Source organism: Nocardia sp. BMG51109, from assembly GCF_000526215.1.
GTDB lineage: Bacteria > Actinomycetota > Actinomycetes > Mycobacteriales > Mycobacteriaceae > Nocardia.
In genome coordinates this window covers 5,805,388-5,827,538 of sequence record NZ_JAFQ01000004.1, presented here as the reverse complement: position 1 = coordinate 5,827,538, position 22,151 = coordinate 5,805,388, and the positions used below count along the sequence as shown (strand labels likewise).

The 22,151-nt window shown below is 68.8% G+C and carries 24 protein-coding genes; 12 read left to right on the top strand and 12 right to left on the bottom strand.

Annotation, left to right across the window (positions count from 1 at the left end; genetic code table 11):
• The first annotated feature begins 17 nt into the window (after nucleotides 1–17).
• A complete protein-coding gene (locus D892_RS0127655) occupies nucleotides 18–437 on the top strand; it encodes a DUF427 domain-containing protein (protein WP_024804349.1) in 420 nt (139 codons plus the stop codon).
• A 4-nt stretch (nucleotides 438–441) separates the two neighbouring features.
• On the opposite strand, the gene D892_RS0127650 is transcribed toward D892_RS0127655, so the two are convergent.
• The 11 genes from D892_RS0127650 to D892_RS0127595 form a co-directional block, all read right to left on the bottom strand.
• Nucleotides 442–1,113: a TetR/AcrR family transcriptional regulator gene (locus tag D892_RS0127650; protein ID WP_024804348.1), complete on the bottom strand. Its 672-nt coding sequence runs from the start codon at nucleotides 1,111–1,113 to the stop codon at nucleotides 442–444.
• A gap of 156 nt (nucleotides 1,114–1,269) precedes the next feature.
• On the bottom strand, nucleotides 1,270–1,911 hold the full coding sequence (locus tag D892_RS42245) for a hypothetical protein (protein ID WP_024804347.1): 642 nt from the start codon (nucleotides 1,909–1,911) through the stop codon (nucleotides 1,270–1,272).
• A gap of 45 nt (nucleotides 1,912–1,956) precedes the next feature.
• The gene (locus D892_RS0127640; RefSeq protein WP_024804346.1) at nucleotides 1,957–3,216 is read right to left on the bottom strand and encodes an MlaD family protein; all 1,260 of its coding nucleotides are present in this window, start codon (nucleotides 3,214–3,216) and stop codon (nucleotides 1,957–1,959) included.
• Between the two features lie 11 nt (nucleotides 3,217–3,227).
• Nucleotides 3,228–4,346, bottom strand: a complete 1,119-nt coding sequence (locus D892_RS0127635) for an MlaD family protein (protein WP_369801777.1) — start codon at nucleotides 4,344–4,346, stop codon at nucleotides 3,228–3,230.
• 14 nt (nucleotides 4,347–4,360) lie between these two features.
• Nucleotides 4,361–5,479, bottom strand: coding sequence for an MCE family protein (locus D892_RS0127630; RefSeq protein WP_024804344.1), 1,119 nt, complete (start codon nucleotides 5,477–5,479; stop codon nucleotides 4,361–4,363).
• Nucleotides 5,476–6,528: an MCE family protein gene (locus D892_RS0127625; protein WP_024804343.1), complete on the bottom strand. Its 1,053-nt coding sequence runs from the start codon at nucleotides 6,526–6,528 to the stop codon at nucleotides 5,476–5,478. Before D892_RS0127625 ends, D892_RS0127630 begins: the two co-directional genes overlap by 4 nt.
• Before the next feature lie 7 nt (nucleotides 6,529–6,535).
• Entirely contained in the window at nucleotides 6,536–7,573 is a 1,038-nt protein-coding gene (locus tag D892_RS0127620) for an MCE family protein (protein WP_024804342.1), read from the bottom strand.
• On the bottom strand, nucleotides 7,570–8,988 hold the full coding sequence (locus D892_RS0127615; RefSeq protein WP_024804341.1) for an MlaD family protein: 1,419 nt from the start codon (nucleotides 8,986–8,988) through the stop codon (nucleotides 7,570–7,572). The genes D892_RS0127620 and D892_RS0127615 overlap by 4 nt, the downstream gene beginning before the upstream one ends.
• A gap of 6 nt (nucleotides 8,989–8,994) precedes the next feature.
• Complete coding sequence (locus tag D892_RS0127610) at nucleotides 8,995–9,849, bottom strand: ABC transporter permease (protein ID WP_024804340.1); 855 nt, start codon at nucleotides 9,847–9,849, stop codon at nucleotides 8,995–8,997.
• The gene (locus D892_RS0127605; RefSeq protein ID WP_051499924.1) at nucleotides 9,849–10,715 is read right to left on the bottom strand and encodes an ABC transporter permease; all 867 of its coding nucleotides are present in this window, start codon (nucleotides 10,713–10,715) and stop codon (nucleotides 9,849–9,851) included. Before D892_RS0127605 ends, D892_RS0127610 begins: the two co-directional genes overlap by 1 nt.
• Before the next feature lie 524 nt (nucleotides 10,716–11,239).
• On the bottom strand, nucleotides 11,240–11,869 hold the full coding sequence (locus D892_RS0127595) for a TetR/AcrR family transcriptional regulator (RefSeq protein ID WP_036570034.1): 630 nt from the start codon (nucleotides 11,867–11,869) through the stop codon (nucleotides 11,240–11,242).
• A 160-nt stretch (nucleotides 11,870–12,029) separates the two neighbouring features.
• Between D892_RS0127595 and D892_RS0127590 the strand changes: the two genes are divergently transcribed.
• From D892_RS0127590 to D892_RS0127540, 11 genes are all read left to right on the top strand, one after another.
• Nucleotides 12,030–13,331 (top strand): acyl-CoA dehydrogenase family protein, encoded by a 1,302-nt coding sequence (locus D892_RS0127590; RefSeq protein ID WP_024804337.1) that lies wholly within the window; start codon nucleotides 12,030–12,032, stop codon nucleotides 13,329–13,331.
• Nucleotides 13,332–13,477: 146 nt separating this feature from the next.
• Nucleotides 13,478–14,464, top strand: a complete 987-nt coding sequence (locus D892_RS0127585; RefSeq protein ID WP_051499918.1) for a phosphotransferase family protein — start codon at nucleotides 13,478–13,480, stop codon at nucleotides 14,462–14,464.
• A 148-nt stretch (nucleotides 14,465–14,612) separates the two neighbouring features.
• A complete protein-coding gene (locus tag D892_RS0127580; protein ID WP_024804335.1) occupies nucleotides 14,613–15,389 on the top strand; it encodes an enoyl-CoA hydratase/isomerase family protein in 777 nt (258 codons plus the stop codon).
• 49 nt (nucleotides 15,390–15,438) lie between these two features.
• Nucleotides 15,439–16,650, top strand: a complete 1,212-nt coding sequence (locus D892_RS45665) for a zinc-binding dehydrogenase (protein WP_369801776.1) — start codon at nucleotides 15,439–15,441, stop codon at nucleotides 16,648–16,650.
• A 96-nt stretch (nucleotides 16,651–16,746) separates the two neighbouring features.
• Complete coding sequence (locus tag D892_RS0127570) at nucleotides 16,747–17,325, top strand: carboxymuconolactone decarboxylase family protein (RefSeq protein ID WP_024804333.1); 579 nt, start codon at nucleotides 16,747–16,749, stop codon at nucleotides 17,323–17,325.
• On the top strand, nucleotides 17,326–17,619 hold the full coding sequence (locus D892_RS0127565) for a DUF1330 domain-containing protein (RefSeq protein WP_024804332.1): 294 nt from the start codon (nucleotides 17,326–17,328) through the stop codon (nucleotides 17,617–17,619).
• Complete coding sequence (locus tag D892_RS0127560; protein WP_024804331.1) at nucleotides 17,619–18,860, top strand: amidohydrolase family protein; 1,242 nt, start codon at nucleotides 17,619–17,621, stop codon at nucleotides 18,858–18,860. The genes D892_RS0127565 and D892_RS0127560 overlap by 1 nt, the downstream gene beginning before the upstream one ends.
• Nucleotides 18,844–19,260 carry a nuclear transport factor 2 family protein gene (locus D892_RS0127555; protein WP_024804330.1) on the top strand — a complete coding sequence of 139 codons (417 nt, stop codon included), beginning with the start codon at nucleotides 18,844–18,846 and terminating at the stop codon, nucleotides 19,258–19,260. The genes D892_RS0127560 and D892_RS0127555 overlap by 17 nt, the downstream gene beginning before the upstream one ends.
• A gap of 53 nt (nucleotides 19,261–19,313) precedes the next feature.
• A complete protein-coding gene (locus D892_RS0127550) occupies nucleotides 19,314–19,733 on the top strand; it encodes a Zn-ribbon domain-containing OB-fold protein (protein ID WP_024804329.1) in 420 nt (139 codons plus the stop codon).
• A 36-nt stretch (nucleotides 19,734–19,769) separates the two neighbouring features.
• Entirely contained in the window at nucleotides 19,770–20,912 is a 1,143-nt protein-coding gene (locus D892_RS0127545) for a thiolase family protein (RefSeq protein WP_024804328.1), read from the top strand.
• Nucleotides 20,913–21,148: 236 nt separating this feature from the next.
• Nucleotides 21,149–21,808 (top strand): TetR/AcrR family transcriptional regulator, encoded by a 660-nt coding sequence (locus D892_RS0127540; protein WP_024804327.1) that lies wholly within the window; start codon nucleotides 21,149–21,151, stop codon nucleotides 21,806–21,808.
• A 39-nt stretch (nucleotides 21,809–21,847) separates the two neighbouring features.
• On the opposite strand, the gene D892_RS0127535 is transcribed toward D892_RS0127540, so the two are convergent.
• Nucleotides 21,848–22,144, bottom strand: coding sequence for a WXG100 family type VII secretion target (locus D892_RS0127535; RefSeq protein ID WP_024804326.1), 297 nt, complete (start codon nucleotides 22,142–22,144; stop codon nucleotides 21,848–21,850).
• Nucleotides 22,145–22,151: the final 7 nt, after the last annotated feature.

Genomic DNA, 22,151 nt, shown 5'->3' with positions numbered 1-22,151 from the left:
ACCGAGGAGACGACAGCATGGGAGACGAGAGCACGCAGCAGTCAGGGTATGCCGACTGGCCGGACTACCGCGTCGACCTGCGCCGCGTCCGCAACCTGATCCGGGTCACGCACGGCGACCGGGTGATCGCCGAGACCACCCGGGGCCTGCTGGTCGACGAGCAGGACCACGGCATCGCGTTCTACGTACCCGAATCCGACGTGCGTTTCGACCTGCTGGTGGCCGATCCGGAGACCACCACCCGCTGCCCGTTCAAGGGCAACGCCCGGTACTGGCGCCCGGCCGATCACCCGGACCTCGTCGCCTGGATGTACCCCGAGCCGTACCCGGAGGTCGCCCTGCTGCACGGGCACGTCGGGTTCTACCAGGATCGGGTGCGGGTCGAGGTCGGCGTGGCCGATCCGGCGGTCAGCGCGCCGTACGCGAGGAGTCGCTGACACACTACGCCCGGCCGGATCGCGTACGCGCCGAGGAGGATTCGGCTCGCGACCGCACCGAGCACTCCGACGGTGTCCGCTCGGTGGACTCGGAGCGCGTTCCCTCCAGGCGGCGCAGGTGCTGTTCGACGAAGGCCAGGGTCTCGGCGTGGCCGCCGGTCACGTCCAGCGACTCCTCCAGCATCAACACCCGCGACAGCCCGGCGGTCATCACGGCGAAGACCGCCGGCGGGAATGCCTCGGTATCGATGTCGTAGTGCCGCATGATCTTTCGCAGTGCGGTGACCTCGTTCTCGCGAAACCGCATGGAGTACTCGGTCAGGGCATCCCGGATCACCTGGCGGTGGTTGGCCAGCGCGACGAACTCGATGATGATCTGGGCGGCACCGGGCCGGGTGCTGTAGTCCCATATCGCCCGCAGCGGATGCGGTGAGGCCAGGGCCTCCGCCTGCCGCCGCAGCCCCTCCTCGGCGCGGCGCTGGAACACGGCCAGCAGCAACTCGTCCATCGTGCGGAAGTAGTAGTAGACGAGCTGATACTTCAGGCCCGCCCTGCGGGCTACGCCGCGCGAGGTGACCGCGGCGTAGCCCTCCTCCAGCATCAGCCGCTCCGCCGCATCCAGCAGGACCGCACGATTCTTGGCGTCGGGTGCACCGAGCCGCCGCGGCGATGCCATCGCGAACTCCTCCATTGCTCATGTGTGTTCGCCCGCGCGGCCCCGAATCCGCGCGGACATCTTCCACGGCAATGTTAAACGCTTGTCATTAAATGCTTGTCCGGCTTCGGCGTTCGGCGCGGCCAGACGGCTACCGCCGGCCACCGATTCCGGGACCTACGGCAGCTCGACCTTGCTCGCCAGCCAGCGATCGCCGACCTTCTCCATGGTCATCAGGATGCGGTTGCGATCGATGCGGGGCTGCGGGTTGGTCACGTTGGTGATCTCCGCGTCCACGAACAGCATGACCACGGCGTGCTCCTCGGTCGCCGACTGCACGCTCGCGGCGACCACATGCCCCTTGCTGACCGACTTCGCCTGCTGCAGCATCGGTTTGAGCTGACCGGCCGACTGGCTGTACATATCCTTGAACTGGCCGGTCGCGCCGTCCAGCACGGTCGCGAAATCGGTGTCCAGCCGCGAGGAGTCGATGCTGGTCAGCGCCACCGCGTAGTTCTGGGCGGCGGCCAGCGCCGCCTCGCCGGCGGCGTTGCGATCGTTGCGGCCCTCGAGCTTCCAGCCGAATACCGCCGCGAACACGACCGCCACCACCAGCAACACGATCAGCACCGCGGTCAGCGGACGAGGCACCCATCGGCGCCAGGACGGGCCCGGTTTCTCGCCGGCCTCATCCTTCTCGTCCGCCGCCTCGCCTGGCGCGGCCGGTGATTTCGGCTCTTCGGTATCGGCGACGTCCTCGGCATCCGGGGACGCCGGGTCGGTGCCCTTCTCCGGTGTCACCACCGATGTCTTGTTCATCCTGATCTCCCATCGTCACGGTCGTGCGCACCGGGCTGTGGTGCGCTATGCCCCCGGCACGAACGGGCCGCCATACGTGTTCGGCACGGTGTACGGCCCGGTCGGCGTCGGATCCGCACGCTGCAGCGGATCCGCGTCGGGCGGCATGGTCGCGGTGTTGTCGCCGGGCGGGCGCGGCGCGTTCGCGGCGCCGCGGGGCATCAGCGACGGATCCGAATTTTCACACCGCGCGTGCAGGAACGGCTCCGGATAGTCCGGGATCGAACCCGGGTCGCGGGGCAGGTTGTAGTCGCACGAATACTTCGGGTAGGGACTCACCGACGCCCAGACCGCGCCCTCGTGCATGGCGGAATGAATCGCGTCGAGCGTCGAGCCGGTGCGCTGCTGCGGCCAGAAGAATTCGCTCATGGCCGGGATGTGCTGGTACGCCATCTGTCCCGTGGTGGTCAGATTGCCGAGCAGCTGCACCATGGTCGGCGAGTTCTCGGCGATGAGCTTGTCCGCCTGGGCCAGGGTGTTCGGCGCGTTGCCGACCAGCGTCCGGTATCCGCCCGACATCGACCCGACGCCCGCCGCCGTCTGCGCCAGATTCCCGGCGGTCGCCTGCAGGCCCGGGGTCACCTCGCCCACCGTGGTGAGCACCGCCTTGCTGTTGTGCAACAGCGAAACCGTCTGCGGCAGCACCGAATCCAGCGTCGAGAGCAGGAACATGCCGCCGTCCACCATGGCGGTCAGCTTCTGCGGGCCGTCCGCACCCGCGCCGACCTCGCGCACGATGGCCTCGATCTTGGCCGGATCGATCTGGGTCAGCGTGCCGCTCATGCTGGCCAGCGCCTCGGCCATGGTGGTCGGCGTCGCGGTGTGGTCGGAGGTGACGACGGAACCGTTGGACAGGAAGGGCCCGCCCTCGGCCGCGGGCAGGAAGTCGAGGAACTGCTCACCGGCCGCCGACAGCGAGGAGACCCGCACGTCGCCGCCCGCCGGAATGCGCACACCGGAGTCGATCGCGGCGACCGCGACGACCTTGTCGCCGGCCACATCGACCGTCCGCACCCGGCCCACCCGCACGCCGCGCAGCGTGACGTCCTGATCGGGCAGCAGACCGCCGGACTGCGCCAGCTCGACCCGCACCTGGTACTGCGGCCGGAAGGGGTTGATCTGCAGAGAGCCCAGCAGCAGGTACCCGACGCCGAGGGCCAGCACGAGCACCAGGCCGAGGCAGGAGGTCAGCAGGCGGTGCCGCGACAGCAGCCGCGCCGAGTACACCACCGCCCGCGCCGGTGGCTCGAGAATCACGTTTCGCATGGCAGCTGTACTCATCGGGGCGGCTCGACTCTGTCCTTCAGACGGTTGAGTGTGTAGGTCAGCGACCCGACGAAATTCGTCCAGTCGGTGGCGTCGAGTGGTCTGGCGCCGGAGTCGGCGGGGGTGTTCGGGTCCGGGACCGTGCCGATCGCCAGCCTGGCGATGTCGACATTCACGTGCGCGGACCCGGCATTCGTCACCTTCATGATGAGCGGAATGTTCGAGATGAGCGCATCGAGGTTCGCGCCGGGCGTATTCGCCGCGACGTTCAGTCCTTCGGACAGTTTGTTCACCGATTCGATGAGGCTGCCGTCGTTGGTGCCCTGGATCGACGGGAACGTCGCGATCTGGCCGGTGATCCGGTTCACCTGACCGACCAGATCCACGATGTTCTGCGTGTTGTCACCGATGGTCTGCAACGCCGGCCCGGCCGAGGCCATCGCGTCGGTGACACCCTGCCGCTGCGCGGCCATCGTCGCACTCAGATCACCCGTCGCGGCCAGTACCTCACGGATCCGGCCGGACCGCGCCGCCAGATTGTTCACCAGCTCCCGGGTCTGGCCGATCATGTCCGCCAGCCGGTCACCACGCCCGCCGACCGCCTCCCCGAGACTGTTCACCAGGCTCGTCATGTTCTCGATCGCCCCGCCGTTGACCAGCAGCGAGGCCCGGGTGAGGACCTCCTCGATCGTCGCCGCCGCCGACGTCTGCCCGACCGGAATACTCGCGCCGTCACCGAGATCCGGGGCACCGGCCACCGGCTGCGCGGGCGGTGTCAGCGCGACGAACACATCACCCATCGGCGTCGCCGACCGCAGCTCCGCGGTGGTCCCCGCCGGCAACAGCACACCCGACCGGATACGCATCGACACCACCGCCGTGTAGTCCTGCGCCTGCATCGACTCGACCTCGCCCACATCGGCGCCGTTGAGCCGCACCTTCGCCTTCGACGGCAGATTCAGCGCATTCGCGAACGTCGCCGTCAGCGCATAACCATCCACACTCGGCGCCGGCAACGGCAGCCGATCCAGACTCACCGAACACCCGGCCGTCGACACGGCCACCGTCGCGGCGACGCCGAGCAGGCATGCTTTCGCACCACGCTGTTTCGGACCGAATTTCATCCCCATATCTGCCATCCCTGCTATTTCGGCGGTGCTCCCGCGATCACGGAAAGCATCTGGCCGATACCGAAATCCGGCCCCATATCACGCGCGGTTCCGGTCGCACAGCCGAGCTCCCGCAGACCGAGCAAATTGCACACCGACTTCAGCATCTGCCCGTCCAGGAGGAATTTGTCCAAGCCCACGGTGCCGCGCAACGCCTTCAGGTTCGGGTCGATCGCGTTGTAGGCGTTGTCGGCCACGAGCGGGAAGACGTCGAGGAATTCGGCGAGATTGTCGTTGTAATCCTTCAGCGACGTGGTCATCGTGTTCGAATTCGCCATCGTATTCCGCAGATTGCCCTGATTGCGCTCCAGCAGCGCGGTCATCCGGATCATGATCTCGTTGAGCTTCGCCCCGGTGTCGCCGGTGCCGAGGTTCTGGTCCGCGAGGATGTCGCTGAGTTGCCGTACGCCGGAACCGAATTCGCGCAGCGCCTGATCGTTGCGGGAGGCGGCGGCGGTGAGGGTGTCGAGGTTCTGCACCACCTTCGTCACCGCGGCGCGGGTCGCCTCGCCGTTGTCGGGGCCCAGTTGCAGCGCGCGCGACAGTTCGCTCATCGCGTCGCGCAGATCGTTGCCGTTGCCGGTGGCGATCTGCGAGCCGACGTCGAGCAGGCCGGCCACCGGGCCCTGGCCGTTCTGGTTGGTGCCCAGCGAGGTGGACAGCTTCTCGGCCATCGCCAGCAGGCTGTCGAACTCCACCGGAACCCGGGTGCGGTCGGCGGTCAGGACGGCGTGGTCGGCCAGGGCCGGGCCCCCGCGGTAGACCGGGGTGAACTCGATGTGCCGGTCGGTCAGCACGGAATCCGAGACGGTCACCGCCTGGGCGTCGGCGGGGATCTTGACCCACTTGTCGACATCCATGGTGACGTCGACGTGCGGCCCGCGCGGCCGGATATCGGCGACCTTGCCGACCTTCATGCCCAGCACCGACACCGGATTGCCGACGTACAGGCCGTTCGCGTTCGCGAACTGCGCGGTCACCGTGATCGACGAATCGGTCACCCCGCCCAGCGGACCGCTCGAACACGCGCCCGCCACGATCGCGCCGAGCAGCGCGACGGCCGCCAGCTGCACTCCTCGAATCACATTGCTCATTTGCAGTCCTGGAGGTATGTGGGCTGGTTCACCTGCTGCGCGTATCCGCTCAGCGCGCACATGAAGGAGTCGATGAAGGCGCCGTCCGGCCCGTTGCCCACCAGTTCCTGACCGGTCCCGGTGGCATTGGCGAACAGCCGCCACGGCACCGGCAGGATCTGCAGGATGTTGCGCAGCAGATCGTCGTGGCCGGCGATCATCCCGGTCATCTGCGTCAGGTTGTCGAGCAGCTGCTGGATCTCCTGCTCGTCGCCCACCGCGATCGGATGCAGCTGCTGGATCAGGACGGTCGCGGCGTGCAGCAGGCCCTCGATCGCCTGTTGCCGGGAAATGAGCTGCTGCAACACGTTCCGGCCCTGGTCGACCATCCCCGCCAGTTCGCCCTGCTGATCTCGCAGCACCGTGGTGACCTGTTCGGTGCTGGTGAGCAGCGTGCCGATCTGCGCGCGCCGGTCGGCGATCACAGTCGCGAGGGTCTTCATGTTCCGCAGCGTCTCCGGCATCAGCGCCGGGGTGCCGCGCAGCTGATCGGTCAGCGTGCTCATGGTCTGCGCGATCCGGTCGGCATCGATACTGTTGAACGTCGTGGTCGCGTTCTGCAGCGCGGTCTCCAGGTCGTAGGGAACCTCGGTGCGCGACAACGCGATCGAGTTGTCCGGCAGTCGGCCCGAACCGGCCGGGCGGAGTTCGACGTACCGCGATCCCAGCAGCGTGGTCAGCTTGATGGCGGCCCCGGTGTCGGCGCCCAGCGGCAGGCCGCGATCCAGCTTCATGGTCACCACCACGTGGTCTCCCGCCAGCTTCGTCCCGGTGACGGTGCCGACCTGGATGCCGGCGAGGGTCACGCCGTCACCGGCGTCCACCCCGGCCGCCTGCGCGAAGTCCGCGCGGTAGGTCTCCTGGCCGAGGTGCAGCGAGTTCAGGAAGATCGTCACCCCGAGCACCACCGCGAGCACGGTGAGCGCGGCGATGCCGATCCGCAGCCTGCTGTGCTCCTCGATCGGGCGGTCGCGCAACCGCCGCCACATCCGGTTCAGTCGTGTCACCATCGCCTCCTCACCTACAGATCGCCGAGTTCTCGACCTTGCCGCTGGGGGTGGTCGCCCCCAGAATCTGCGACATCAACGGGTCGACCCCGGGAAGCATGCTCACCTTGACGTCGCAGACGTAGGCGTCGAGATAGGCGCCGTTGTTGGTGATCCGGGCCAATCCCTTGAGCAGGAACGGCAGATTGAAGCCCACGACCGCGAACTTGTCCTTGCCCTGCACGAAGTGCTCGGCGAAGCCCGGTTCGCGGTCCATGAACTGGTTGAGCGACGGGCTCGCCCCCTGCACCACGGCCGCGGCCCGGCTCAGCGTGCCGGAGATCGCGTCGACCTGCTGGAACAGCTGGTCGCGGTGCTGCGCCAGGCCGTCGAAGATCCGGTGCGTCTGCTGTAGCACGGTCTGCAGGTTGGCGCTCTGCTGCGACAGGTCGCCGAGCACCCCGCTGAGATTGTCGATGACCTGACCCAGGATCTGGTCCGGCCCCGCGAATGCCTCTGCGAGCGAAGCGGTTTCGGCGATCAACGTGGTCACCGCGCCGTCGTCGCCCTGCAGCGCCCGCACCACCGCCGCGCTGATGTTGTCGACCTGCTGCGGATCGAGCACACTGAACAGCGGCTCGAATCCGTTGAGCAGCTTGGAGATATCGAACGAGGGCTCGGTGTGCTCCACCGGGATCTGCCCGCCCGGCGACAGCACCTTCGGATCGCCGAACTCCCGCAACGACAGTCCGACGTACCGCTGCCCGATCAGATTCTGATACGTGACCGAGGCCGCGGTATTGCCGTACACCTTCTGGCCCTGCTGCACCTCGAAGGTCACCTTCGCGCGCACGCCGTCGAGGTCGACGGCCTGCACCCGGCCCACCCGCACGCCGGCCATGCGCACGTCGTCACCGGCGTGCAGTCCGGACACATCGGTGAAGATCGCCGAGTAGGTGTCGGTCTTCCCACTCACGCTGCGCGACAACGTCACATACATCATCCAGGTCAGCCCGATCGACACCACCAGGAACAGGATCAGGCCGATCAGCGGCTTACGGTAGCTCATCGGGGCTCTCCTGTCGGTGCGGGGATGCCGGGTACAGGGGCGGGCAGGCCCGGAATCGGTAGGGGCAGACCAGGTATCGGTGCGGGCAGAGCAGGTGTCGGTGCGGGCGGAGCGGGCGCGGCATCGGCCGGTGCGCCCGGGGCCGGAGTCAGCCGCACGTCGTTGCCCCGCAGCAGCGGGCCCAGCAGGATGTCGGCCGCGGAGTTGGGCGCGATGCCGAGCAGCGCCGCGATCTGTTCCTGCTCCTGCTTGCTGCCGATCCCGCCCACGTTGCCGCCGATCACGGTCGGAGCGCTCGCGGGCGTCGCGTTGGGCCCGATGATGGTCTGGTCGCCGGGCGGGCCGCTCCGGCAGCTGGGCCCCTCGAGGTTGCCGTAGCGCGGGCAGTCGGCCCGGGTATACGGCCGGTGCGGCGTGAGCTCGAGGATGATCTTGGCGTTGATGTTCTGGTCGCCCTCGTCCCACAGCTTCATGAAGTCGTAGGACATCTGGCTCTGCGAGGTGGCCATCTGCGCGAAGTTCGGGCTGCCGTCGGCGATTACGCCGAGCGCGGGGCCCAGCTTGCCGGTGACGTCGGTGATGGTCCCGATCCGGTTCTCCAGCCCGGCTCCCACCGTTCCGGTCGTGGTCAGGCCGGCGCCCAGCAGGGTCGCCAGCTGATCCCGGTTCTCCGCCACCGTGCGCAGCGGGGCCACCGCGCTGTGCACGGCGCCGAGCAGGTCGGGCGCCGAGGTGCGCAACCCGTCCAGGGCCTGGGACAGCGCATCGAGCGTGGAGCCCGTCCCGTCCGGCACCATGGCCGCGTTGAGTTCCCGCGAGATCCGGGTCAGCTCGGCGCCCGCCCGGACCGCGTCGGTGCCGTGCCCGGCGGTGGCGCGCTCCACGACGGCCAGGATGCCGAGCGTCGGATCCGAACCGGAACGTCCTGCGGCGGCGGCGATCCGGCTCAGCGCGGTCAGCGAGGTCTGCAGCCGGACGGTGGCCTGGCTGCGGTCCTCGGGGATGCGCGCACCGGCCGCGAGCGGCTTGCCCGCGCCGTTGTAGACCAGCTGGATCGACGGCACCGCGAAGACGTTGCTGGGCACCACGCGCGCGGTCACCGTCCCCGGGATCCCGGACACGAAACCGGGTTTCATGTCGATGTGCACGTAGTTGGGCCCGCCGTCGGTGGACGGGGTCACCTCGGTCACCTGACCGACCAGCACGCCCTGATACTTCACATCGGATTTCGCCGGCAGGCCGTCACCCACGTTGACCAGTTCCGCGGTGACCCGCACGGTCTCCCGGAAGGCGCCCTGGGACCGGGCGACCATCACGCCGGTCACGACCGCGACCACCACCAGGAACGCGAGCCCCCGCAGGAACAGCTTCCAATTGGGCAGTACCTTGCCGTCGGATTCGAATGCAATCGACATCTGCTGCTACCCACTGATTCTCGCGCCGGCGTCGAAGCCCCACAGGGTCATCGTCATCAACAGGTTCACGAAGATCATCACCGTGATACTGGCGCGCATCGCACGCCCGGCCGCCACCCCGACCCCCTGCGGGCCACCCGAGGCGTAGAAACCGAAGTAACACTGGATCGTCGTGGTGAGGATGACGAAGACCACGGCCTTCGACAGGGAATAGATGATGTCGGTACTGCTGAGCACCAGACGGAAATAGTGTTCGTAGGTCCCCGGCGACTGCCCGCCCGACAGCCCGACGACGATCTCCACGGCCAGATAGCTGAACGCCAGGCAGGCCAGGAACAACGGCACCATCGCCACGATCGAGGCCAGCATCCGCGTCGTCACCAGATACGGGATCGGGCGGATCGCGATCGAGTCCAGCGCGTCGATCTCCTCGGAGATCCGCATCGACCCCAGCTGCGCGGTGAACCGGCAGCCCGCCTGCGCCGCGAACGCGATCGAGGCCATGATCGGCGCCAGCTCGCGGGTCACCGCCGTCGAGGCGATCATGCCCGTCGCCGGCGCCATCCCCAGCAGCTTCAGCGCACTGAACCCCTCGATCCCGACGATCGCCCCCGCCGCGGCCCCGAGCACGAGAATGACCTGCCCGGTCCCGCCGCCCACGACGATGGAGCCGTTGCCCCACGTCACGTTCGACAGGATCTTCAGGAACTCCGCGCGGTAGTGCCGCAGCACCACCGGGATACCGGTCAGCACCCGCACGAAGAAGGTGACCATATACCCCAGGCGCGCAACGGGGTTCGAGACCGAGGCCCCGGCGGCCAGTACCGGCCGGACCCCTGGCGGATAGTATCGCGAGGCCATCAGAGCGTCGTCCTCGGGAACAGGATCGTGTACAGCTCGGTGAAGCCCGCGTTCACCAGCATCAGCATGATGATCGACGCGACCACCGCCGCGTTGACGGAATTGGCGACACCACCGGGACCCCCCTTGGTACTCAAGCCCTTCTGGCACGACACGACCGTCACGATGATCCCGAACACCACGGCCTTCACCATGGCCAGATACAGATCACCGACCCGCGCGAACGACGAGAACGTCGCCAGATAGCTACCCGGCGTGCCGTCCTGCAGATAGACATTGAACAGATAGCCGGCCAGGAATCCGACGAACGCGCTCAGCCCGGTCAGCCCGAGGGCGACGACGATGCCCGCCGCCAGCCGCGGCACCACCAGCGCCCGCAGCGCGGACACGCCCATGACCTCCAGGGCGTCGATCTCGTCGCGGATCTTGCGGGCGCCCAGATCCGAGCAGATCGCCGAACCCACCGCGGCCGCCAGCAGAATGGCCGTCACCATGGGCGCGGCCTGCCGGATCACCGCGAGACCACCGGCCGCACCGGCCAGCGACGTGGCACCGACCTGCCCGGCCAGCAGACCGAACTGGATCGACATCGTCGCACTGATCGGCAACGCCACCGCGATCGTCGGCAGATACGCCGTCTTCGCCATGAACACCGACTGCAACACGAACTCCCGGAACGGGAACTGCCCGCGCACGATATCGACCACCAGGTACCGGATGGCCTGCACGGCCAGCACCACCTGGCTCCCGACCGTCTCCAGCGAGGCGACCGGATGCCGGCGCAGATATCCGCGAACCCACCCCGTGATCTCACCGGTCGCGGACCGCCCGGTGATCTCGTGTGGCGCGACCGACGGCGCGGCCATCACTGTTCTACTTCCCTCGCGGCGCGATACGCAGCGTCGGTCATCGTTACCTCCCAGATGCCGATGGTCCGGTGTTGCGCGACGCCGCTGGGCCGGGGCGTCGCCACCAGAGGTTTCGCCGGGCGATCCGCTATGCTGAGCACTCGTTCAGCGTGGGGGCTGTGGATCCGTCCGGTATCCGAGGCCAGGCCGGTCGAGGGAAGTCCTGACATCCCGCCTCCTCTTCGAGTGGGAAAGGTCCATTCTCACTGAAGGAGAATGATACATTCATCACAGAGGGACTGTAGCAATATTCCACCCTCGGCAACACCCTCGGAACCGGGCGGCCGACGGGGGGTTCGGCCCTTCGGACATCCCACCGCAACCCGACCGGCAGAGCCTGATTCCCACATACGTGAGAGTATGGTTCTCACTTGAGAGACGGTTATTCTTGTCGTCCGGACCGGACAACGCCGGCGACCGCACGGCCCCCCATCGACACCCGAGCAACGGCGTAAGCCCCCACGACACCGGCGCGGGGGCCGTCAGCTCCGGCCGGACCGGGCGGTTCGCAGGCAGAACGCGGTAACCCGGTCGACATCGGCATCGGCCGGCTCGACGCACCGCCGCAGGAAGTCGGCGAGCAGGCCGATCGTCGCGTGGGCGGCCAGCGAGGCGTCGAATTCCGGATCGGCACTGCCCAGTTCGGCGAACGGCCCGTGCAACAGCGGCGCCAGGCGCGCGACGGGCACCGCCGAGCCGCGGGCGAGCCCCGCGCCGCCACCGCCGGCGTTCCACAGCACGGCCCTGGTCGTGGCCGCCGTATCGGCCCCGGCCTGCCGCAACACGGCCGTCACCCACGCGCGCACCCGGGCCTCCGGCGCCCCCTGCTTGCCCATCCGGTGCGCCACGTAACCGCGCAGCCGATCCGCGCCGTCCTCCAGCAGCGCCTCCACCAACGCGTCCTTGGACCGGAAATGCCGATAGAAGGCGTCGTTGGACAACCCGGCCGCCGCCACGATGTCGGCGACCCGCGGCCGCGCGGCGATGCCGCCGACCCGCATCAACTCCAGCGCGGCATCGAGCAATCGGCGCACCTCGCCGGCGTAGCTCGCCTCCCGCCCGGCCAGCGACCGGCGAGCGATCCGGCCGGCCACATCGCCCGAGGACGTCACGGCCGCACCGCGATTCGACGAACGGGCCTCCGGCTGCCGCGGCACGCACCCGTCGTGATCACCTCTGCCGGCATCGGCACCTCCCCGGCGGACCAACGATCTCAGAATTGCATTCTTGGTATCGAGAAGCATATTCTCATACAGGAGAGGAGGTCTCAATATGGCGTGGGATTTCGAGACCGATCCGGAGTACCGGGCGCAGCTGGATTGGGCCGACGAGTTCGTCCGGGAACAAGTGGAACCGCTCGATCTGGTCTGGCCGCACGAGCAGTTCGTGCCCCTGGAGGGCGCCCGGCGCAAGGCGATCGACCCGCTCAAGGACGAGGTCCACCGGCACGGGCTGTGGGCCACCCATTTGAGCCCCGAACTCGGCGGGCAGGGGTACGGGCAGCTGAAACTGGCGCTGCTCAACGAGATTCTGGGCCGGTCGTCGTGGGCGCCGATCGTGTTCGGCTGCCAGGCCCCCGACACCGGCAATGCCGAGATCATCGCCCACTACGGCACACCCGAGCAGAAGCGGCGCTACCTGCAACCATTACTGGATGGCGAACTGTTCTCCTGCTATTCGATGACCGAACCGCAGGGCGGCGCCGACCCGGCCACGTTCACCACCCGGGCGGTGCGCGACGGCGACGACTGGGTCATCGACGGCTGGAAGTTCTTCTCCTCCAACGCCAGGACGGCGTCGTTCCTGATCGTCATGGCGGTCACCGATCCGGATGTGCCCGTGTACCAGGGCATGTCGATGTTTCTGGTGCCCGCCGACACCCCGGGCGTCGAGATCGCCCGCGACGTGGGCCTGTACGGCGACCCGCCCGATGCGGGCCAGCACGCGCTCATCCACTACGACAACGTCCGGGTGCCGGCGGCGGCGCTGCTCGGCGGCGAGGGCAAGGCGTTCGCCATCGCCCAGACCCGGCTGGGCGGCGGCCGGATCCACCACGCCATGCGCACCATCGGCCTGGCCCGCTCGGCGCTGGACATGATGTGCGAGCGCGCGCTGTCCCGCGAGACCGCGGGAAGCCGGTTGGCGGACAAGCAGTTCGTGCAGGGCTACATCGCCGACTCCTATGCGCAGTTGCAGCAGTTCCGGCTGTTCGTGCTCTACACCGCCTGGGAGATCGACAAGTACAACGACTACCGCAAGGTGCGCAAGGACATCGCGGCCGTCAAGGTGGTCATGCCGACGGTGCTGCACGACATCGCCTGGCGCGCGATGCAGGTGCACGGCGCCCTGGGCGTCACCGACGAGATGCCGTTCTTCCGCATGATTCACGGCGCGGGGGTCATGGGCCTGGCCGACGGGCCGACCGAGGTGCACAAGGCCACGGTCGCCAAGCAGGTACTGCGCGACCACTCCCCCACCGACGACACCTGGCCCACCCAGTGGCTGCCGCGCAAACGCGAAGCGGCACTGGCGAAGTACGCGCAGTACCTGGAACACGAGTTGGGTAACCGATGAGCACCGAGGCGAACGCCGACACAACTGGCACAGCGGCGAACGCCGGCACAACCGGCACAGCGGCGAACACCGACGCGACCGGCACATCGGCGAACGCAGGCACCGACACGACGCCGACGATCGACGGGGCGCGACTGGCCGCGTGGATGGACCGCATGCGGCTGCCCGGGGCGGGAGAACCGCTGCACACCCGCTTCCTGTCCGGGGGCACGCAGAACGAGATCTACGAGATCCGCCGCGGCGAGCACCGCAGCGCGCTGCGCATCCCGCCGGTGAACGCACCCGCCGACCGGGACAAGGGAATCGTGCGGGAGTGGCGCATCATCGAGGCCCTCGACCGCACCGACGTGCCGCACACACCCGCTGTCGCGGTCTGCACCGACACCGCCGTCCTGGGGCGCACGTTCTATCTGATGGGCTTCGTCGAGGGCTGGTCGCCGATGGAGTACGGAAAGGTCTGGCCGGCGCCGTTCGACGCCGACCTGCGGGCGCGCACGGGCCTGGCGTATCGGCTGGCGGAGGGGATCGCGCTGCTGTCGAACGTCGACTGGCGCGGCGTGGGCCTGCACGACCTGGGCCGCCCCGACGGCTTCCACGAACGTCAAGTCGACCGCTGGACAGGCTTTTTCGAGCGGATCAAGGGCCGCGAGCTGGACGGCATGCACGCCGCCACCACCTGGCTGCGCACCCACCGGCCGCTGGACTTCATCCCGGGCGTCATGCACGGCGACTACCAGTTCGCCAACGTCATGTTCCGCGACGGCGCGCCCGCGACGCTCGCCGCCATCGTCGACTGGGAGATGGGCACCGTCGGCGACCCCAAGCTGGACCTGGCCTGGATGCTGCAGGACTGGCCGGAGGACACCAGCGGCCCCGAGGCCGCCGCCGGCTACGTCGACCTGACCGGAATGCCGAGCCGCACCCGGCTGGCCGAACACTATGCCGAGGTGTCCGGACGCCAGGTCGACGACCTCGACTACTACCTGGTGCTCGCCAAGTGGAAGCTCGCGATCGTCCTGGAACAGGGCTTCCAGCGCGCGGGCGACGACGTGAAACTCCAGTCGTTCGGCCCGATAGTCCCCCAGCTCATGCGCTCAGCTGCCGAACTGGCCGAGACCAGCGAGTACCGATGAACGAGCCACACCGCGGGCCGACGAGGGCCAGCACAGCGCAGACCGGCGCGGGCAGGGCGCACGTTCGAGGGGGCCGGGCTCGCCGGGACGCCCCAGAAGTCGGGACGCCCCAGAAGTCGATGTCGTACAGCACCAGTGAGGACAGACAGTGAGTGATACTGCGGAAATACAGCTCGAGCGGCGCGGAGCCGTGCTGGTGGTGCGGCTCGACCGCCCCGAGGCCCGGAATGCCTTGACCATTCCCATGATGCGCGGCATCGGGGCGGCCGCCGCCACCGCGGAGAGCGATCCGGACGTTCGCGTCCTGGTACTCACCGGGTCCGGGGACCGGGCGTTCTGTGCCGGGATGGATCTGCGGGCCTTCGCCGAGGGCGCGACATTCGACGAGCACGACGCGGATATCGTTGCCTACAACCGGCTTTCGCGCGGGGAACTCACCGTGCCCGTGATCGGCGCCGCCAACGGGTCGGCGGTCGGCGGTGGGCTGGAGCTGCTGCTGGGGGCCGACCTCATCATCGCCTCCGACGCGGCGAAGTTCGCCTTCCCCGAGGTGAAGCGGGGGCTGTTCCCCGGGGGCGGCGGGACGTCGGTCGCCGCGCGCATCCCGCTGAGCATCGCGCTCGAGATGACCCTGACGGGCGAGCCGATCACGGCGGCACGCGGTTACGAGCTCGGGCTGATCAACGCCGTCGTGGAACCCGACCGGGTGCTGCCGGCGGCGCTGGAGTTCGCCGAGCGGATCGCCGCGAACGCCCCGCTGGGCCTGGCCGCGTGCAAGGAAATCGTCCGGCTCGCCGCCACCGATCCCGCGGACGCCGCCCTGCGGCTGCCGGAGTTGCAGGTCGCCGTGTTCGCCAGCGAGGACGCGAAGGAGGGCGCCCGCGCGTTCGTCGAGAAACGCCCCCCGGCCTGGCAGGGCCGCTGATTTGCGCGCCGCCGTCTGCCCTGCTTATGGGCCGCCCGAAGTCGTTCGCGTGCAAGACCTTCCATCACCGCGACCGGCGCCGGGCCAGGTGCGGGTGCGGGTCACCGCCGCGGCGGTCAACTATCCGGACGTGCTGCTGATCGCCAACCGGTACCAGATCAGCGTGCCGCCCCCGTTCGTGCCGGGCAGCGAATTCGCCGGAGTCGTCACAGCTCTCGGCGACGCACCGGACGACCTTGCCCCGACAAGCGGCCCCGGCACAGTCGGCAACCCGGACGCCGCAAGCGACTTCGGTAGAGTGAGCAGCCTCGGCACGGCAAGCAACACCCGCTCAGCCGACAACCCGGACACGGCAGGCAACTCCGGCGCAGCGAGCCACCTCGGCACAGCAGGCGACCTCGGCGCGGTCACCGGCCTCGGCAGGGCAAACAGCTTCGGCACGGCGGGCGACCTCGGCGCGGCACACGACCCCGGCTCGGCGGGTGAACTCGACACCGCATGCAACCTCGCGATCGGCGACCGGGTCACCGGTACCGTGCTGCACGGCGCGTTCGCCGAGGAGGTGGTCGTCGCGACCGGATCCGTGGCGCGCATCCCCGACGGCATCGACGACCGGACCGCAGCCGCCTTCGGGGTCGCGCACCGGACCGCCTACCACGCCCTGCGTTCGGTTGCCCGCGTCGGCTCCGGCGACCACGTGATCGTGCTCGGCGCGGGCGGCGGCGTCGGCCTGGCCGCGGTGCAGCTGGCGGCGCTGCTGGGCGCCGAGGTCACCGCGGTGGCCTCCTCGGCCGCGAAGCTCGAGGCGGCGGCGTCCTGCGGCGCCCGGAACCTGGTCGACCACAAGGCATCCGGTGCGGAACACGACCACGCCCGGGCACTCCGGGAGGCGCTGCGCGCGACGGTGCCCGAGGGCGCCGACGCGGTCGTCGACCCGGTCGGCGGCGACCTCTCCGAACCCGCGCTGCGCTCGCTGCGCCGCGGCGGCCGGTTCGTCACCGTCGGCTACGCCTCCGGCACCATCCCCCGGATCCCGCTGAACCTGGTGCTGGTCAAGGGGATTCAGATCCTCGGCTTCCAGTTCGGCGACATCGGCCCGGAGGAGTTCCGCCGCCACGACGAGGAACTCACCGCCCTGCTCGCCACCGGCCGCATCCGGCCGCACATCGGCGCGACCTACCCGCTCGGCGAGACCGCGAGCGCCCTCCGGCAGGTCGCGGACGGCCGCGCCATCGGCAAGATCCTGATCGATCCGCGCTAGCACGATTCCCGCCGGAGCGCGAGATTGACTCCGGAAGCACCTCGTGGAAATCTAGTATCAGAATTTGAGAATGTGATTCTCGTGAAAGGAGGGCGGATGCGCCTGCCGCCGCTTCCGGCCGACCAGTGGGACGACCGGACCCGCGCCGCTCTGCGGCCGCTGCTGCCCCGCGACCGCCGCAACCCGGACGGCGCCGGCCCCGCGATGTCCACCCTCGCCCGGCACCCCGACCTGACCGAGGCGTTCCTGAGGTTCGGCGTCTACCTGCTGTTCCAGTCGAGCCTGCCGCACCGCGTGCGGGAGCTGGCGGTCCTGCGGGTGGCGCACCGCACCGAGTGCGCCTACGAGTGGCACAGCCACGTCGACATGGCACCGCAGCTCGGCCTGTCCGGCGACGACATCACCGGTGTGCGGAACGGCCGGCTGGCCGACCCGCTCGAGCAGGCCGTGCTCGACGCGGTCGACGAACTCAGCGAGAAGTTCTGCCTGTCCGACGCGGTGTGGTCCGCACTCGGCGAGCACCTCACCGAGGACCAGCGCATGGATCTGATCTTCACCGTGGGCGGCTACACCACGATGGCCATGGCCTACAACACCTTCGGCGTCGAGCCGAAGAAATCCGACCCGGCCGCACCGGCCGCCACCCCATTCCCCGACCGAGAGCAGGTGGTCTGAATGCCCAAGGGCTACGTCATCTTCACCGAGGCAGTCAAGGATCCGGAGGGCATGAAAGCCTACGCCAAGGCCGCCGCCCCCGCGACCGGCGCGAACGGTGTGCGGGTGCTCGCGGTCGACTCGACACCGGACGTCCTGGAGGGCACCTGGCACGGCGACCAGACCGTCATCCTGGAATTCGAATCGGTCGAGGCGGCCCGCGCCTGGTACAACTCCCCCGAGTACGAGAAGGCGAAGCCGCTGCGGCACGCCGCGGCCGACACCAACGTCGCGATCATCTCGGGTCTGGGCTGATGCTCACGCTGCGAGCCGCCGGCCTGCTGGACGTCGAATCCGGTGAGATCGTCCGGCCCGGCATACTGCGCGTCGACGGCGACCGGATCGCCGGCGTCGGCGGGGCCGCCAAGGCCGCGGGCGACGAGGTCATCGATCTGGGCGATACCGTCCTGCTGCCCGGCCTGATGGATATGGAGGTCAACCTCCTGATGGGCGGCCGGGGCGAGACGGGCCTGTCCTCCAGCGTGAAGGACGATCCGGCGCTGCGCATGCTGCGCGCGGTCGGCAATGCCCGCCGCACGCTGCGCGCCGGCTTCACCACCGTGCGCAACCTGGGCCTGTTCGTGAAGACCGGCGGCTACCTGCTGGACGTGGCGCTCGGCAAGGCGATCGATGCGGGATGGATCGAGGGACCCCGGATCGTCCCGGCCGGCCACGCCATCACGCCCACCGGCGGCCACCTGGATCCGACCATGTTCTCCGCCTTCGCCCCCGACGTGCTGAAGCTGACCCTCGAGGAGGGCATCGCCAACGGCGTCGACGAGGTCCGCAAGGCGGTGCGCTACCAGATCAAGCACGGCGCCCAGCTGATCAAGATCTGCGTCTCCGGCGGCGTCATGTCGCTCACCGGAGCACCTGGGGCGCAACACTATTCGGACGAGGAACTGCGCGCGATCGTGGACGAGGCGCACCGGCGCGGCCTGAAGGTCGCCGCCCACACGCACGGCGCGGACGCGGTCAAGCACGCCGTCGCGGCGGGTATCGACTGCATCGAGCACGGCTTCCTGATCGACGACGAGACCATCAAGCTGATGCTCGAGGCGAACACCTGGCTGGTGCCGACCACCCGGCTGGCCGACGCGATGGACATGTCCAAGGCCGACGAGGCGCTGAAGGCCAAGGCGGCCGAGATGTTCCCGAAGGCACGCGCCTCGGTCAAGGCGGCCTACGAGGCCGGCGTGCGGATCGCGGTCGGCACCGACGCCCCCGCGATCCCGCACGGGCGCAACGCCGACGAGCTGGTGGCACTGGTCGAACGCGGGCTGAGCCCGGCCGACGTACTGCGGGCGGCGACCGTGAACGCCGCCGACCTGATCGACGCACCCGACCGCGGCCGGCTGGCCGAGGGGCTGCTCGCCGACATCATCGCGGTCCCCGGAGATCCCTTGCGGGACATGACCGTCACCCGGGACGTGCGGTTCGTGATGAAGGGCGGCAAAGTCATGAAAGGCGGCACAGCCGATGTCGAGAAGCGATGACCTGCTCGAGATCCAGCAGACCCTCGCCCGCTACACGGTGACCATCACCAAGGGCGACATCGACGGGCTGCTGGCGGTGTTCACCCCCGACGGCACCTACAGCGCCTTCGGCGACACCTACACCCTGGACCTGTTCCCGGACCTGGTCGCGGCCGCCCCGAAGGGCCTGTTCCTCACCGGCACACCGGCTCTCGACATCGACGGCGACACCGCCACCGGCACCCAACCGCTGTGCTTCATCGACCACAGCACGCACGACATGCGCATCGGGTACTACACCGACACCTACGCGCGCACGGCCGACGGCTGGCGGATCCGCACGCGGCGGATGACCTTCATCCGCCGCAACGGCGACCACGACTCGGGCATCCCGCACGCTTTCGAGCGCACCCGCGGCTGACGGACACGCCGCGGCACAACAGAACTCACGGAACGAAACACGGAGGACGCCCGATGGCGAAGGCACTCGCGCCAGAGGTCTCGACCTGGCCCGACCGGAACCCGCAGTTGATCGGCAGCCGCTGCGACGCGTGCGCCGCGACCACCTGGCCCCGGCAGCCGCGCTGCCCGCGCTGCAGCGCGCCGGACATGACCGACCTGCTGCTCCCCCGGCGCGGCACGCTGATCGCCTGGACCACACAGGGATTCGTGCCGAAGCTGCCGTACGCCGGCAAGGAGAACGCCGACAACTTCGAGCCGTTCGGCATCGGCCTCGTCCAGCTCGGCGAGGACGTGCGCGTGGAAACCCGGCTGACCGAGGCGGATCCGGAGGTGCTGCGCTTCGGCATGGACGTCGAGCTGACCTTCGTCCCGCTCTACGTCGACGACTCCGGCGAAGAGGTCCTCACCTGCGCATTCACCCCGGTCGCCTAGGCCGCACGAAAAGGCTTGGCAAGAAGGAGCTTTGAGATGAACGACGTTGCCATCATCGGCGTGGGCCTGCATCCGTTCGGCCGATTCCCCAAGACCGCCATCGAGATGGGCGCCGAGGCGATCCAGCTCGCGCTCGGCGACGCCGGCGTGCAGTGGAAGGACATCCAGTTCGGGTTCGGCGGCAGCTACGAGGTGAGCAACCCGGACGCCGTCACCCGGCTGGTGGGACTCACCGGAATCCCGTTCACCAACGTGTTCAACGCGTGCGCGACCGCGGCCAGCTCGATCGAGCAGACCGCCGAGGCGATCCGGTCGGGCCGCTACGACATCGGCATCGCGGTCGGCATGGACAAGCATCCGCGCGGCGCGTTCACCGACGACCCGGCCAAGCTCGGCCTGCCGTCCTGGTATGCGGAGAACGGGCAGTTCGTCACCACGAAGTTCTTCGGGATCAAGGCGAATCGCTATATCCACCAGCACGGCATCTCGCAGCGCACGCTCGCCAAGGTGGCCGCCAAGAACTTCCGCAACGGGGCGATGAACCCGAACGCCTTCCGCCGCAAGCCGATCGCCGAGGACGACATCCTCTCCTCCACGGTGCTGAACTATCCGCTGACGCAGTACATGTTCTGCTCGCCCGACGAGGGCGCCGCCGCCGTGATCATGTGCCGCGGCGATCTCGCCGCCCGCTACACCTCGAAGCCGATCTACCTGCGCTCGACGGCCATCCGCACCCGCCGCTACGGCGCCTACGAGGTGCACAGCACCTGGGCGGCCATCGATGAGGACGTCTCGCCGACGGTGTACGCCTCGCGCGCCGCCTACGAGGCGGCCGGCGTCGGTCCCGAGGACGTCGGCGTCGCCCAATTGCAGGACACCGACGCGGGTTCGGAGGTCATTCACATGGCCGAGAACGGTTTCTGCGCCGACGGCGATCAGGAGAAACTGCTCGCCGAGGGTGCGACCGAGATCGGCGGACGGATTCCGGTGAATACCGACGGCGGCCTCATCGCCAATGGCGAACCCATCGGCGCCTCCGGTATTCGGCAGGTCTACGAACTCGTGCTGCAACTGCGCGGACACGCCGGCGACCGGCAGGTCCCCGGACGGCCGACGGTGGGGTATGCCCAGGTCTACGGCGCTCCCGGCACCGCCGCGGCATCGGTGTTGACCACCTGATCCCGCACCGTGCCGAGCACCTGATCCCACACTGTGCCGAGCACCTGATCTCGCACTGTGCTGAGCACTTGATCGGACGGGAAAAGGACAGATCCGTCCGAGAGTATCATTCTCATGATTTAGAAATAAGAATCTAGTGAATGATCGTGGACACACGACCTGGTAACCGAGTATCACGTCATTCTCCGGTACAGTGCGATCATGTTCTCTTCACGTGACCGAGGACCGTGGCGCCTGTGACCAGTCCGAGCGAAGAGCCCGCGTGGAAACAGCGTGCCGTCGAGCGCTCGCTGCGCACCGCCAAGCGGCGGGCCGAGCAGCGCGTGCAGAAGTTCCTCGACGCCGCCCAGGCCATCATCACCGAGAAGGGCACTACCGACTTCACCGTGCAGGAGGTGGTGGACCGCTCGCGGCAGTCGCTGCGCAGCTTCTACCTGCAGTTCGACGGTAAACACGAGCTGCTGCTCGCGCTGTTCGAGGATGCGCTGAACCGCACCGCCGAACAGCTGCGCGCCGCGGCCGACGGGAAGAAGAAGCCCCTGGACAAGCTCCAGGTCACCGTCGAGTTGCTGTTCGAGCTGTGCCGCCCCGATCCGGCCGCGCAGCGCCCGCTGTTCACCGATTTCGCCCCGCAGCTGCTGCTGTCACACCCCACCCAGGTCAGGGTCGCGCACGCGCCGCTGCTGGCGCTGTTCACCGAGCTGATGGAGGGCGCCGACCGGGCCGGTCAGCTGCGCGCGGGCCTCGAGCCGCACCGGGCGGCCGCCATGGTGATGCAGACCGTGATGTTCACGGCGCAGTCGGCCGGCAGCGCCGACGACGAGAGCCTCGCGCAGAATCCGCTTACCGCCGGTGAGGTCTGGGACTTCTGCTCCCGGGGGTTTGCCACGAAGTGAGAACCGGGTTCTCGCGGTAGGCCGAGGGCGTTCGGCGGGTCACCACTCGTCGGCGTTCTCGAACTGAGTCGCCGAGTCCCGCAGATTCGTGGCGTTGTCGTCGAAGACGGTGACCAGGTTCTTCAGGCTGTCGAACGTGTTGTCCCGCCCGGCCAGATAGCCCTTCTCGCCCTCGGCGAACTGCTTGCCGGTCTTGTCGTGGCCCCACGGTTCACCCTTGCTCTCCGCATTGCCCCGCAGGGTGTCCAGGATGGAGCGGGTGCGGTCCGCGATATCCTCGAATTCGTCTGCGGCGCGGCGTAATCCCTCGGGGTCGACCTCTACCGGATCGCTCATGGCAGTG